Source organism: Snodgrassella gandavensis (genome assembly GCF_914768025.1).
GTDB lineage: Bacteria > Pseudomonadota > Gammaproteobacteria > Burkholderiales > Neisseriaceae > Snodgrassella > Snodgrassella gandavensis.
Window position 1 is genome coordinate 44,438 of the sequence record NZ_CAJZCE010000009.1, and the last position, 14,197, is coordinate 58,634.

The window sequence follows — 14,197 nt, forward strand, 5'->3', positions numbered from 1 at the left end:
ATGTAATTGATTGCCGAGAATACGGCTGATTTGTGGAAAGATCAGGCAGCAGTAGCTGCCTGATGACTGTACTGATTAAGAGTAGAAAATTAGGATTTGGGCTGGCTGTTGTTGCCAGTACGTCTTTTCTGCTGGTTACTGTTGCGTTGACGGGGGCGGTTTGGTTGCTGCTCACCATTCTGACGCCGGTTTGTGCCCGCGTTGCCATTTTTGCTATAGTTGCCAAAAGGGCGGCGGCCTTTGCCTGCTGCTTTACTAGAACGTTTGCGGGTAGGTTCCATACCAGTGATGGTCTGTTCTGGTAGTTTACGATTCAGATATCGTTCAATTTTATGTACTTTGATGTACTCGTTCACTTCGGCAAAGGAAATGGCCAGACCGGTACGTCCAGCGCGACCAGTACGGCCGATACGGTGTACATAGTCTTCAGCCTGTTTGGGCAAGTCATAGTTAATTACGTGGGTAATGGTTGGTACGTCAATGCCACGGGCAGCAACATCAGTTGCCACCAGAATTTTAATTCGGCCTTTACGTAAATCCATCAGTGTACGATTACGCCAGCCCTGAGGCATGTCGCCATGTAGGCAGTTGGCTGAAAAACCTTTTTCATACAGTTCATCAGCCAGTTGTTCAGACATGGCTTTGGTGGCGGTGAAGATCACAACTTGATCAATGCTGGTGTCGCGTAAAATATGATCAAGCAGTCGGTTTTTATGCCGTGTGTCATCACAATAAAGCAGCTGTTCATCAATTTTGCCCTGTTTTTCTTCGCGGGCAATATCAATTTTCTGTGGCTGATGGGTAAGTTTCTGTGCCAGTTTGCCAACCATACCATCCCATGTGGCTGAGAATAACAGGGTTTGACGTTCAGCAGGGGTGGCGGCAACAATGGTTTCTATGTCATCTATGAAGCCCATATCAAGCATGCGGTCTGCTTCATCCAGAATCAATACTTCCAGACGGCTAAAGTCAATTCGTCCCTGACGCATGTGATCCATCAGTCGTCCCGGTGTGGCAACAATTAGGTCAATCGGGCGCGACAATGCTCGGATTTGCTGGCCAAAAGCTGTTCCTCCCACCAGTGTGACTGTGCGCAGCCATGGCATGTTTTTACCATAAATCTGGGCGTTTTTTTCTACCTGCTGTGCCAGTTCACGTGTAGGTGTTAAAACCAGTGCCCGAGGGCCTTTGCCTGATTTTTCACTGCGTTTGAGCAGCTTTTGTAAGGTGGGTAATAAAAAAGCGGCGGTTTTACCAGAACCAGTCTGGGCAGAAACCATTAAATCTTGATTATCCAGAACGGCGGGGATGGATTCCAGTTGTACCGGAGTAGGATTTTCATAACCGGCAGCGATAAGTGCGGTAGTGAGTTGTTTGTCTAAGTTTAAATCTGAAAAAGACAATGTCATGATTTTCCTTTGGTTAAACGAACAACCAAATGTGATAATCTAGTTTGTAAAAATAAATTAGATTATGAAGAACAGTTGCTAGCTTAAGCCAAGTAGGAAAATAATCAAAGATAGCAATTGGTTGTCGTAAGCGTGTGTGTTTGGGTATTTTATACATCGGCGACAACCAAGCAACGGACGCATTTCTGCGGATGTTGGTATACGGCGTTACGTAATATGGTGATATTGAGTACGCCGTGTTTAATTAGGTTGCTAACGATGGCTTCAAATTATTCGTTTGATTATAAGATATATCGTTTTTTTAAGCAACTAGATACGCAGGATAGCTGTAACGAATACTCTGGGGTATTAGATGGTTTTTCCGTTACAATGTGGCTGTTAGCGTGATTATGGCAGATATGTAAAGTTTTATTTATGAGTGATGATTTAGGTGCATTTGCCAACCGTCTTGGCAAAAATATTAAACATTTGCGTAAATGGGCACAGCGTCAGGGGCTAGAAGCGTGGCGTATGTACGACCGAGATGTGCCGCAATATCCCTTTGCGGTGGACATTTATGCGGATCAGGTTCATTTACAGGAGTACGATACTGGTTGGCTGATGCATAAATCGGAATATGAAGACTGGTTGACGGGGGTTATGGATGCAATTGTATTTGTAACTGGTTTGCCCAGAGAACATATTCATTTGAAAAGGCGGCAGCGTCAGAAAGGTAAGGAGCAGTATGAAAAAACCGGTGCTGACGGTACGGATTTTGTGATTCATGAATATGGACGGGCTTTTTGGGTAAATCTGGATAAGTATCTGGATACAGGTTTGTTCCTTGACCATCGCAACACGCGCCAAAAAATAGGTTGTATGGCTGCGGGCAAACGGTTTCTGAATCTTTTTGCATATACTGGCAGTTTTTCGGTATATGCAGGCACTGGTGGTGCTTTGTCTAGTGAAACAGTTGATTTGTCTAATACTTATCTGCAATGGGCTCGGCGTAATTTTGAACTGAACGGGCTAGATATGGAAGCTCATCAGATTGTGCGGGCTGATGTATTTCAATATTTGCAGATGGCTGCTGATGAAAGAAAGCAGTTTGATTTGATTGTAATGGATCCGCCAAGTTTTTCTAATAGTAAGAAGATGCTGGATATTCTTGATATTCAGCGTGATCAGGAAAAGCTGATAGATGGTGCTATGCGCTTGTTATCACCGCAGGGCATTTTGTTTTTTTCGAATAATCTGCGCACTTTTACGCTGAATCCTGCTCTGGAGCAGCGTTATCAGGTAAGTAATATTTCCAAAAAAACGGTACCGGAAGACTTTCGTAATGCGCGTATTCACCAATGCTGGGAGATACGGAAAAGTTAGTTAATTAGGTTTATTTGCAGGAGACGTTGATGGTTGGAAAGGCTCAAGTAGAACGTGTTGCACGTGTATTTGGTATGCTGTGCTTACTCGCGCCAGTTGCTGATGCAGCTGTAATTTATCATTCAGGGCATGGTGAACGCGATATTATTGTTGATTTACCTGTTTCATCAACCACTACCATTAATAAAACTGTGCGCATTGATGCACCGGCAGGAGCAACGGTTATTTACACGGATACGCCGGTTTATCCGGCTGTGCCGTCTTATCCGACTGTTTTACCATATCCTCCAGTTTATCCTGTGTCTCCCAGTATTAGTTTACGGCCGGTGGGGCGTGTTTGTTTGCACAATGATGGTATTTCATCTGTCTGGCAGTCAGTTGTGCTTGATTCCTGTTCAGGTGGTGAAATCAGTGAGGCTATGTATTTCCATCAGGGACAGGTATGGCTGAATAATCGCTGTCTGGCAGTAAGAAATAATGCAGTGGGAACGGTTACTTGTGCACCCAATAGGGAAAATAACTGGTTATTGACAGGGCGGCAGTTACGTGATCGCAACAGTAATCTATGTGTGGATGGCGCACAAGGACGTTTGCAGCTACAGCCTTGCCGGAATGTGATCAGCCAACAATTTCATTAATGCTGTTAACAGTTCTTGATGAATATTTTTTATAAGTTGCATAGTTATATTTTATTTATTTTTTCTGATTTTAATAGTCATTTGTTTTATTGGGATAATTAAAATTATTTCGACTAAATACAACTTTAAACGTATTGGCTATTTTTGTAATAATCTATTTATTTATGTTAATATTATATTTGCTAATATCATTTGTGAATTTGCGCGATTTTAATGTTGAGATTCATAAATGCAACAGTTAAATTTATTGATGGCTAGACAAGTTTGTACTGGCTGCTGTGCAGACTGCTGATCAGGCCTGTTCAAGTTGAGTAAGTAGTGACTTTGAGGGAGTGTTGCTTGATTATTGGTCTGATTTATAAGGTAAAAAATTGTTGGTATGTTTTTTTGCGTTTGATTTACGCCAAGTAACTATATCAGCAGGGATGTTTGATTTAAGCTAATATTGTCTATAATTCTAGGTAAGGTAACTGTATATCGTTATGTCTTTTTCTTCTTCCTGTATTCTGCCGCCAGCAATGTTGGGTATTCTGGGGGGGGGGCAACTGGGTGCGATGTTCACTGTTGCTGCCAAAACAATGGGTTATCAGGTAACAGTTTTGGATCCTGACCCGAATGCCCCAGCAGCTCAGTATGCTGATGTGCATTTATGTGCGGCTTTTGATGATGCTGTTGCCTTGCAGAATATGGCCAGATGTGCGGCAGTGACGACTGAATTTGAAAATGTAAGTGCTGATTCAATGCGCTGGCTGGCACAATATACTGAGGTGTCACCATCTGGTGATTGTGTGGCTATTGCACAGGACAGGCAGCAGGAGAAAGACTGGATTGCTAAAGCTGGGCTGGCTACTGTGCCGTTTTCGGTTATTTGTGCCGAGTCTGATATTGATAGCCATCTGGAAGAGTTACTGCCCGGAATTCTGAAAACGGCCACTCTGGGCTATGATGGAAAAGGGCAGATAGAAGTAGGCACTCTTGAAGAGTTGCGCGCGGCTTTTACACGATTGCAGAATGTGCGTTGTGTGTTGGAAAAAAAGGTGGATTTGCGTGCGGAAATATCTGTTGTTGTTGCGCGTTTGAATGAACAGCAAACCGTTTGTTTTCCACCGGCAGAAAATCAGCACGAAAATGGTATTCTGGCCTATTCATTAGTACCAGCCAGATTGCCCCAGCCTGTATTGCAGCAGGCTGAACACATGGCAGTAAAATTGGCTCATGCCATGGATTATAAAGGGGTTCTGGCAGTTGAGATGTTTATTGTGGGCAATGAAATGCAATTACTTGTCAATGAAATTGCACCCCGACCGCACAACTCAGGCCATTACACTTTAGATGCCTGTATTTCTGACCAGTTTCAACAGCAGGTACGGCTGATGTGTGGTCTGCCACCGGCAGCTACTGATTTATTACAGCCTTGCTGTATGGCCAATATTCTCGGAGATGTCTGGCCAGCACACGGGGAACCGGACTGGTGCACTGTGCTGAATCACAATACTGCCTGTTTACATCTGTATGGCAAAAAACAGGTACGGCTGGGTCGCAAGATGGGGCATTTTACTGTTCTGGCTGAAGATTCTGAACAGGCATGGCAAACGGCACGGTCTCTTCATCTTCACCTATACAATGATGCTCAAAATTTTTGCTCAACTGCACTAAATGTATCTTGTTGATATGGGCAAAAAAATATTACTTTAAAATTGATGGGCACAAAATTGTCTCCGCTACTAAGGTTTTCAAATGGCTGGATATTGCTAGGGTATGTATTACCGATGGCTCTGGCATGTGCCGGTATTGCCGGGCTACCTATATCAATGGTGCTGACCGGTGTTATATGTGCATTGTTGTGCAGTGTGCTTTTCTGTGGCCGAGAGAAGATATTGCTGACTCCATCGCCGTTTTCAGCATTAATGCTTATGGCATCAATAGCCTATTATGCTGGAGCAGTAACGGAACGGGTTGCTGTGGCCAGTATGCTGACTTTATTTACTGGTGTCTGGTTATTATTGCTGGCTATGGTATTACCCCGGCATTGTCTGAGCTGGATTGCCCGTCCGGTGTGGCATGGTGTTGGTGCGGGTACTGCTCTGACTTTGGTGGTGATGCTGGTGCCAATTATTCTTGGTGTTTCTGCCAATAGTAGTTCATGGCTGGAACAGTGGGAACTTTTGGTTAACTGGCAAAGCTGGAACTGGCCAAGTGTGGTTCTGGCTGGATTAACCTTTGCTTTGTTGATACTGTGGAGAGCCAAATCTCAGCCCAAGGTTTTATGGGTGTTACTGCTGGTATGGATTCTCAGTCATATATGGCCGTTTTCATTTATCGGGATTGCTACGCCTGTTCAGCAAAGCTGGCAACTCTGGCCTTTATTTCATCTGATGCACGCTGACTGGCCATTGCTGGTTTTTTTAAGTGCCACGGTAGCGCTGTTAATTTATGTGGAGATTTGCCAGTATTTACCCGATCAGTTTCGGCGTGGTGTTGGTATTATGGGATTGACCAATATACTAGCAGCAGTGGCTGGCGGTATGGTGGTCAGTGTGGGATATGTGGCTGATCAGTCAGTGAAAATCAGGATTAATACTCTGATGGCAACGCTATTGCTGCTGGCACTGATTTATTGCTGGTCGTGGTGGACTTGTGTGCCTTTACCTGTGCTCGCGGTTATTGCGCTGTATATAATCTGTGTACAGATAAATTGGGGTGAATTGCGTTTATATTATCGGCAATGGGTTGATTTGCTGTGGCTGTGTACTTCAGCCATTCTGATTATTCTGTTTGGTATATATGCTGGTTTATGGCTGGTTATTTCGCTGGGACTGATAGTAATGTGCTGGCATTCGCTGCGTATGCATGCCTGGCCTGTATTATTGCCCGAAGTTCAGATTATGGCGCAGGAAGCTATCATTATTTTACCTCAGGTTTTGCTGTTTGCTAATGCCTGTACGCTATTACGGCGTAGCCACGATCTGGTTAATACATTAAATGTACAAAAAGTGTATCTGGATGTGAGTGCAGGTTGTCGTGCTGATGTTACTGTGTTTGTTTATTTACAGGCTCTGGCTCGTGAATTGCATCAGCAGAATAAAATGTTGTTTGTTTGTGGTCTGAGTGAGCAGGCATGTTTGGCGTTGATAGCCAAGAAACTAGATTATTTGTTGCCTGAGCAGTTTAGTACACTTGATGCTGAGTCTTTATTGATATATCAAAAGTATATGAGTGAGTCTTTGGTGCTATAAGATATTCTGTTTATTGTTGCTGATGCCGGTAGTCAGGTATGATTAATTTATATTGAATATTTATTGTAGTCGGCAGGGAGGGAGAAATGAGTAAATTCTGGAGTGACAAAACGAGTTGTTTACAGCCTTACGTACCTGGAGAGCAGCCTAAATTAACCAATCTGGTTAAGCTGAATACCAATGAAAATCCATTTCCGCCATCGCCTATGGTTCTGACTGCGATGCGGAAAGCAATTAATGATGATTTGCGTTTATACCCGGATCCGAGTGCGGATAACTTAAAGCAGACCATTGCTGACTATTATGGTTTGCACAAACAGCAGGTTTTTGTGGGTAATGGTTCAGATGAGGTGCTGGCACAGGCATTTGCTGCTTTTTTTCAGGGCAAACAGCAGTTATTGTTGCCAGATATTAGCTATAGTTTTTATCCGGTATATTGCCAATTGTATGATGTTGAAGCTTGTTATGTGCCTCTGAATGAGCATTTTTCCCTGAATCCTGCCGATTATTATGGTGCTCGGGCGGGGGTGATTTTCCCCAATCCGAATGCGCCGACTGGCTGTATTTTGCCGTTGGCACAAATTGAGCTGATATTGCAGGCCAATCCTGATTGTGTGGTACTGGTAGATGAGGCTTATATTGATTTCGGTGGTGAGTCTGCAGTCAGGCTGATTGATGATTATCCTAATCTGCTGGTAGTGCAGACGCTGTCTAAATCCCGTTCGCTGGCAGGAATGCGGATTGGTCTGGCAATGGGACATGCTGATTTGATTGAGGGGCTGGAGCGGGTTAAGAACAGTTTTAATTCCTATCCGCTTGACCGGGTAGCACAGGCTGCTGCTATTGCAGCATTCACTGATGATGACTATTTCCATTTTACTTGTGCCAAGGTGATTAAAAATCGTATCTGGCTAACTGAACAGTTGCAGCGAATGGAGTTTGAGGTTTTGCCTTCTGAAGCCAATTTTGTATTTGCACGCCATGGTAGCAAAGAAGCAGCACAGATTGCCGCCTTCTTGCGGCAGCATGGTGTCGTTGTACGTCATTTTCAGCAGGAACGAATCAGTAATTTTCTGCGCATCAGTGTTGGAACGCAGGAACAACAACAACGGCTAATTGCGGTGCTGGAGGAAATGCTGGCGCAATAAGCTGATTTTTAGCAGTCTTACTGTCTGGATAACGATAGTTGATATGGGTGGGCAAAAGCTGTTTATTGTGTCTGTGCTGGTATGAATGATTGGCAGAGTTCATAATCATCTGCCAGTAATTCAAACTGGAAATGCTGATTAGATTTGATAAATATTTTTTTATCTTTTGTGACGAATATGGCGCCCATATCTTTGTGTTTTTCCAGTTCATTCAGCCCTAGTCTGACGCCAAAGCCATACAGAATGGTTGAATAGATATCCCCTGTTAATGAATTATCTGAAATGATGGTTACACTTTGCAGTTCATTATCCAGTGGATAGCCGGTAAACGGGTCGATAATGTGGTGATAAAGCTGGTTATTGAAAATAAAATAACGCTCATAAATCCCAGAAGTAACCACAGATTTGTTCTGCACATGCAGTATGCCGAGTAAGCTGTCTGCAGTGGCAAAGGGACGTTTCAAACCGATATGCCAGTGCTGATTGGAGGTAAGCGGTGAGCAGCCAATGGTTAATACATTGCCGCCACAATTGATGATAGCCTGATGAATGCCATATTGAGCCAGTACTAGTCTGGTAATATCGGCAATATAGCCTTTGGCGATGGCGCCCAAATCAATTTCCATACCAGCTTTGGCCAGATACACTGTATGATTTGCCTGATCCAGCTCGATTAGATGTGGATTGGTCAGGGTTAATCGGTGTGCTATTTCTTTTGCCGGAGGAATACTGTGTCCATTAAAGCCGATTTTCCATAGCTTGACTATTGGGCCAATGGCAAAGTTAAAGCGGCTGTGCGGCAGCAGGCTGGCTGCTTTTGCTTGTCGGATTAAATCAAATACCAGTTGACTTACTGCTACCGGCTGTTTGCCGGCAGCATGGTTAATGCTCATCACTTCTGAATGGTCACGGTTAACGGTTAAACGTGTTTCCAGAACCTGAATGGTGTTGAAAACTGCTGCTACTGCTAGCTGGTTTTCAACGAACAGTTGCAGGGAAACAGTTGTTCCCATGAGCTGTTGGCTATAGGTGTAACATGAACCAGACATGGTGATGAGTTATGTGTTAATAATTAATGGTTTTTAGCATAAGCGGCAGCCTGATCACCAGCCTGAATACCAAAGATGATGATATCGGCAATGGCATTGCCACCTATGCGGTTGCCACCATGCACGCCTCCAGCTACTTCACCTGCAGCATAGGCGCCTTCAATAACCTGTGCACGGGTATCCAGTACTTCGGTGTTGGTATTGATGGTTACACCGCCCATGGTATGGTGGATGCCCGGAGCAATCTGAATAGCGTAAAAGGATGGCCGGTTTAATGGGTGGCGCATGCCGGTAGTACGCCCGAAATCTTCATCATGTTGCTGTTCTACAAAATGGTTATAGCATTCTACAGTGTTGGCAAGATTCTCGGCATTGATGTTCAGTTTATCGGCCAGTTCTGCTAGTGAGGTAGCTTGTACTGCCAGTCCTTTGCTGATATAAGTTTCTGCTGCCTTGTTTTCAGTTCGAATTTGTTCATCAAACAGTATGTAAGCATAATGTTCAGGCAGGGCAATAATGCTGTTGGAAACTTTGTCACGCGTATCCAGTTCATTGACAAAGCGTTTACCGTACTGCGATACCAGAATGGCACCACCACCGCGAATGGATTCTGAAATCAGATAGGCTGTATTTTGTTCTACTGTGGGGTGAATCTGTATTTCATTCATGTCGACAGTACCGGCACCGATTTTCTGTAACAGTGCAATGCCTGAACCAGTGGCACCTTTATGGTTGGTGGTAACAAAATTAGCTAAATCAGGCCGGTAATGTGTAACCATCTGTGCATTGGCACCAAAGCCGCCGGTTGCGACAATGACTGCTTTGGTGCTGATGCGTTGTTCATTGCCTTCTTCGTCGCACACCATTACTGCGTTAATACGGCCATCTTTCATTTCAATATCAGTAACAGAGGTATCGAGCATTACTTCAATGCCGCGATCATTGATGTTTTTCAGCAGGCCACTAATCAGATAACCACCAACGGCTGCGCCACTGTCTGGGCGATGGGTACGGTCTACACTCATACCGCCGGTAGTGGTTAAATTATTTAATTGAATTCCTTTTTCATCCAGCCAATCTATCGCTGCCGGAGCATGTTCGACAAAATAGTGCAATAATTGCGGATTGTTTTTGTTTTTACCGCCTTTAAGCGTTTCATTATAGAACCATTCTTTATGGTCGATAATCCCCGCCTGTTGCTGGAAACGGGTTTCCGCTGCATTCATGCCGGCTGAGGCTTTGTTGGTATTACCACCAGTGACCGGCATTTTTTCAATGATGATAACTGAAGTACCTTTATCATGTGCTTCAATGGCTGCGGCCAGACCGGCTCCACCACTACCCACTACAACTACATCACAGGATTTGTCATCAGCATCGCCACCTTCGACGATGGTGGCCACTTTGTAAGAAGTAGATATGGCTTTGGTAACTGCTTTTTTAAATGCATCACATTGTGAAGTAGCACCACTGATTGCATCTACATATGGGCTGTTAGCGGCCAGAATACGCTCTTTGATTTCATTAAAATTACGAATGGAAACGTGATCCAGTTGTTCGGTATTGACCAGTGACAGGTCTTTAATAAAGTCCTGTCCCAGCTCAACATTGATAACGAATTTATTGTCAAAATCGTCACTAACGGTTTGCTGATAAGTGCCGGCATGGAATTTTTTCGTATTGATTTCACGTACCATGCTGTGAATAAGGGGAAAACGCCATAATGGTTCTGGTATGCACAGGTTAGCCCGCTGGTCGCTATTCATGGATAGCTGTAAATCATTTTGGCTCTGAATACGCTCAGCCCAGTCAGGATAAGCTACACAGGCTCTTCCGGCCGCAACCAGATCATAGCCATGTGCCATTGCGGTTTCTGCATCGGTCTTATTCACGACATTACCCACGCCGATAACCGGTATTTTGGCCAGTGTGGCAGAACGTAGCTGCATGTATTTATCAATTAATGGGGTTTCATCGCTGCTGTCAATAATGGATGGGCGTAATGTGGCCGCCATGGAAAAATGGACATAGTCTAAACCGGCTTGAGCCAGTTTATCTAGCAGGAATAGGGAATCTTCAAAGGTAATACCCGGCACTTCCAGTTCTTCCGGTGAGAACCGGTAACCGATAATAAATTCGCTAGTGGCATGTTTCTGTGCCATCTGCCGGCTGATTTCCAGCACTGCCAGCGGGAAGCGGGTACGGTTTTCGCGGCTGCCGCCCCATTTGTCCTGCCGCTGATTGGCATGAGGTGAGAAAAACTGCTGAATCAGATAGGTGTTGGCACCGTGAATTTCAATACCATCAAAACCTGCGGCAATTGCGCGCCGTGCCGCTTCGCCAAATTTACCAATCATGTCTTCAACTTCACCGGCTGTCATGGCTACCGGTGCAGTTGCATTCGGTCGTGGAATAGCGATGGCACTGGGACCTATAGGTGTCTTGCCGCCGATTAGCTGGGGCTCTACCATACGCCCGCCATGATAGATTTGTATAACCGCTTTGGATCCGCGTTCTTTTATGGCGGCGGCCAACTGACTCAGGCCTTCAATGCAGTCATCGTTGTGAATACCTATTGCACCGGGAAAGGCTGGCCCTAGTGCATCTACATAGCCGCATTCAACAATTACTGTGCCTATACTGCCAGAACGCTCCCGATAATAATCAATCAAGTTATCAGTAACAGTACCATCATAAAAGCCACAGCAGGTAGTCATGGGCGCCATCACCAGACGGTTTTTTAGTACAACACCGTTGGGTAAGGTAAGCGGATTAAAAAGGGGAGAAGATGGATTATTCATATTCAATGCTAATTAATCAAAACTTGGTATAAAAAAGAAATATGCGCATGGTAGCGTAAAACCTGAGAGCTTATCTATTGAATAAAATGTATAAATATAACAAAGGCATGTATTTAATTTATTGTATTGATACGTGTCAAATTTAGCTGGTTAAATCTGGTAAAGTAGATAGTTTATAAATGAATATATTTTTGGGTATTGTCATATATGTCTTTCTGCTGATTGATTGCTAGGATTAGATTTCTGGTTAGGACAGCAGACGTATCCTGCGTAATATTGCATTGGAAATATGCATTTTCTGATATCTGGCTATGTATAGGCGCTTTCTGACAGAATAAAATAATTAAGAATATTGCTGCTACATCTAAGGGTAGCAGTATTGGTTTTAAGTTTGCTAATATTGATATAAATATTCAAAATATATAAATTTCATATGGTTATATTATTTATTTGGCTGTAATGAGATGATTTTTAACATGTGCAGAGAGAGTGAGTTTATTTTTCTAACAAATATTAACAATTGCACAATGAGACACAAACATGACGTTGCTTGCCGTGCTCAGGTACAATCTGTTTTTTCTATTGAAATATAGCACTCATGGCATCTCTTGAAACATGGATTGGCTTACGTTATTTACGCGCCAAGAAACGTAATGGGTTTATGTCATTCATCACTGTGGTATCGATTGCTGGTATCGCGCTTGGCGTAGCAACATTAATTGTTGTATTGGCGGTGATGAGTGGTTTTCAAAAAGAAATCCGTAATCAATTACTCAGTGTGGCTCCTCATGCTGAAATGGGATTTTATGAAAACAGTCTGGATCAGCACTGGCAGGATTTACAGAAGCTGGTAAAAGATAATCCTCAGGTGGTGGGATCGGCACCTTATGTGGCTGATCAGGCATTACTGGCTAATGCAGGTGAAGTACGTGGCGTGCAAATTCGCGGGATTGATCCGGCACAGGAAAGTAATGTTGCTGATTATGGTCAGGGAATGCCTAAAAATGGTTTTGCCAGTCTTAAACCGGGTGAGTTTGGTATTCTTTTGGGTAAAGACCTCGCTGACGGGCTTGGTGCCAATATTGGCGACAAGGTTACTGTAATCACGCCAGATGGCAATGTAACACCAGCCGGCATGGTGCCGCGTTTAAAACAGTTTACTTTGGTAGGTGTGATTAAAACGAAGATTTATGAGGTGGATAATACGCTTGCCTTAACCCATATCACCGATGCGCAAAAACTGTATCGGCTAGGGAATAATGTGAGCGGTGTACGCCTGAAGCTGGCTGATCCGCAGAATGCACCCTTTATGGTTCAAAAATTTGTACCGGTAAAACTACGGAATGAGATCTGGATTCGCGACTGGACTTTCCAGAATCGCAGCTATTTTGATGCGGTGCAGATGGAAAAACGCATACTGTTCATTATTCTGTTGTTAATTATTGCTGTAGCATCCTTTAATCTGGTATCGTCTTTAGTGATGGCTGTGACTGAAAAACAGGCTGATATTGCTATATTGCGCACACTGGGACTTTCTCCGGGAGGCGTAATGCGCATTTTTATGATTCAGGGGGCAGTAGCCGGATTTTTCGGTACCTTTTTTGGGGTGCTTTTCGGGGTGTCGCTCGGATTGAGTATCGGTCGCATCGTTGCTTTTTTTGAGCAAATGACTGGCAAACACTTAATTACATCCCAGATTTATTTTGTGAATTATTTGCCTACGGATGTCAAATTTTCTGATGTATGTATGATTGCCGTGATTTCTTTATTGCTGGCTTTTGTCGCCACACTGTATCCAAGCTGGCGTGCCGCCAAAACGCAACCGGCAGAGGCTTTGCGCTATGAATAAACCTGAGTATGTTATTGAATGTGAGCATGTCAGTAAAACCTATGATGACGGGTATTTACAGGTATCGGTGCTGGATGATTTGCATTTTAATGTGAGGCGCGGCCAGAGTATCAGTATTGTTGGTGCTTCCGGTAGCGGAAAATCCACTTTGCTGCATCTGCTTGGGGGGCTGGATACCCCCAGTGGTGGCGCAATACGTCTGATGGGGCAGGATATAACCCAGTTGAGTCAGAAGGCCATAGGTCAGTTGCGTAATCAGTATCTGGGTTTTGTTTATCAGTTTCATCATTTGTTGCCAGAGTTTTCAGCATTAGAAAATGTGATGATGCCTTTGCTGATAGGGCGCATGTCTAAAGCTCAGGCTGAAGAACAGGCGAAAACAATACTGGATAAAGTGGGGTTGAAACAGCGTATGGCTCACCGTCCGGGTGAGCTGTCTGGCGGGGAGCGGCAACGGGCTGCAATTGCACGGGCTATGGTTACTCATCCCGCCTGTATATTGGCCGACGAGCCAACTGGCAATCTGGATCGAAAAAACGCCAGTAATGTACTGGATATAATGCTGGATTTACAGCATGAGCTGGATACCAGTCTGGTTGTAGTGACTCATGATGATGAGTTGGCCGGCCGTTTTGATGAGGTTTTAACGGTAAAAGACGGCAGATTAGCGCCATTTATTGCTAACTGATACTGAAATCGTATTTT

Annotated in this window: 10 protein-coding genes; 7 read left to right on the top strand and 3 right to left on the bottom strand. The window is 44.1% G+C overall.

Annotated elements, in window-relative coordinates:
- Positions 1-89: 89 nt before the first annotated feature.
- Complete coding sequence (locus MJ764_RS07655) at positions 90-1,409, bottom strand: DEAD/DEAH box helicase (protein ID WP_239325996.1); 1,320 nt, start codon at positions 1,407-1,409, stop codon at positions 90-92.
- A gap of 414 nt (positions 1,410-1,823) precedes the next feature.
- Between MJ764_RS07655 and MJ764_RS07660 the strand changes: the two genes are divergently transcribed.
- The 5 genes from MJ764_RS07660 to hisC all read left to right on the top strand — a co-directional run bounded on the left by MJ764_RS07660 (position 1,824) and on the right by hisC (position 7,793).
- Positions 1,824-2,771, top strand: a complete 948-nt coding sequence (locus tag MJ764_RS07660) for a class I SAM-dependent methyltransferase (RefSeq protein WP_239325997.1) — start codon at positions 1,824-1,826, stop codon at positions 2,769-2,771.
- 29 nt (positions 2,772-2,800) lie between these two features.
- The gene (locus MJ764_RS11645; protein WP_420853942.1) at positions 2,801-3,409 is read left to right on the top strand and encodes a ricin-type beta-trefoil lectin domain protein; all 609 of its coding nucleotides are present in this window, start codon (positions 2,801-2,803) and stop codon (positions 3,407-3,409) included.
- Between the two features lie 482 nt (positions 3,410-3,891).
- Positions 3,892-5,079 (top strand): 5-(carboxyamino)imidazole ribonucleotide synthase, encoded by a 1,188-nt coding sequence (locus MJ764_RS07675; RefSeq protein WP_239325998.1) that lies wholly within the window; start codon positions 3,892-3,894, stop codon positions 5,077-5,079.
- A gap of 30 nt (positions 5,080-5,109) precedes the next feature.
- Positions 5,110-6,645 carry a SulP family inorganic anion transporter gene (locus tag MJ764_RS07680; protein WP_275415286.1) on the top strand — a complete coding sequence of 512 codons (1,536 nt, stop codon included), beginning with the start codon at positions 5,110-5,112 and terminating at the stop codon, positions 6,643-6,645.
- Between the two features lie 86 nt (positions 6,646-6,731).
- Positions 6,732-7,793 (top strand): histidinol-phosphate transaminase, encoded by a 1,062-nt coding sequence (gene hisC, locus MJ764_RS07685; RefSeq protein ID WP_239326000.1) that lies wholly within the window; start codon positions 6,732-6,734, stop codon positions 7,791-7,793.
- 62 nt (positions 7,794-7,855) lie between these two features.
- Here the strand turns inward: hisC and MJ764_RS07690 are convergent, their stop codons facing one another.
- Positions 7,856-8,806, bottom strand: a complete 951-nt coding sequence (locus MJ764_RS07690) for an FAD:protein FMN transferase (protein ID WP_239326001.1) — start codon at positions 8,804-8,806, stop codon at positions 7,856-7,858.
- A 59-nt stretch (positions 8,807-8,865) separates the two neighbouring features.
- Positions 8,866-11,643: a flavocytochrome c gene (locus tag MJ764_RS07695; RefSeq protein ID WP_239326002.1), complete on the bottom strand. Its 2,778-nt coding sequence runs from the start codon at positions 11,641-11,643 to the stop codon at positions 8,866-8,868.
- Between the two features lie 598 nt (positions 11,644-12,241).
- Here MJ764_RS07695 and MJ764_RS07700 point away from each other — a divergent pair.
- Both MJ764_RS07700 and lolD read left to right on the top strand, forming a co-directional pair.
- On the top strand, positions 12,242-13,492 hold the full coding sequence (locus tag MJ764_RS07700; RefSeq protein ID WP_239326003.1) for a lipoprotein-releasing ABC transporter permease subunit: 1,251 nt from the start codon (positions 12,242-12,244) through the stop codon (positions 13,490-13,492).
- Positions 13,485-14,180: a lipoprotein-releasing ABC transporter ATP-binding protein LolD gene (gene lolD / locus MJ764_RS07705; RefSeq protein WP_239326004.1), complete on the top strand. Its 696-nt coding sequence runs from the start codon at positions 13,485-13,487 to the stop codon at positions 14,178-14,180. Before MJ764_RS07700 ends, lolD begins: the two co-directional genes overlap by 8 nt.
- Positions 14,181-14,197 lie beyond the last annotated feature (17 nt).

What these genes read in the sequence shown, in the direction of transcription:
- MJ764_RS07655 (WP_239325996.1), bottom strand. Translation starts at nt 1,409, where the DNA reads ATGACATTGTCTTTTTCAGATTTAAACTTAGACAAACAACTCACTACC.
- MJ764_RS07660 (WP_239325997.1), top strand. Translation starts at nt 1,824, where the DNA reads ATGAGTGATGATTTAGGTGCATTTGCCAACCGTCTTGGCAAAAATATT.
- MJ764_RS11645 (WP_420853942.1), top strand. Translation starts at nt 2,801, where the DNA reads ATGGTTGGAAAGGCTCAAGTAGAACGTGTTGCACGTGTATTTGGTATG.
- MJ764_RS07675 (WP_239325998.1), top strand. Translation starts at nt 3,892, where the DNA reads ATGTCTTTTTCTTCTTCCTGTATTCTGCCGCCAGCAATGTTGGGTATT.
- MJ764_RS07680 (WP_275415286.1), top strand. Translation starts at nt 5,110, where the DNA reads ATGGGCACAAAATTGTCTCCGCTACTAAGGTTTTCAAATGGCTGGATA.
- hisC (WP_239326000.1), top strand. Translation starts at nt 6,732, where the DNA reads ATGAGTAAATTCTGGAGTGACAAAACGAGTTGTTTACAGCCTTACGTA.
- MJ764_RS07690 (WP_239326001.1), bottom strand. Translation starts at nt 8,806, where the DNA reads ATGGGAACAACTGTTTCCCTGCAACTGTTCGTTGAAAACCAGCTAGCA.
- MJ764_RS07695 (WP_239326002.1), bottom strand. Translation starts at nt 11,643, where the DNA reads ATGAATAATCCATCTTCTCCCCTTTTTAATCCGCTTACCTTACCCAAC.
- MJ764_RS07700 (WP_239326003.1), top strand. Translation starts at nt 12,242, where the DNA reads ATGGCATCTCTTGAAACATGGATTGGCTTACGTTATTTACGCGCCAAG.
- lolD (WP_239326004.1), top strand. Translation starts at nt 13,485, where the DNA reads ATGAATAAACCTGAGTATGTTATTGAATGTGAGCATGTCAGTAAAACC.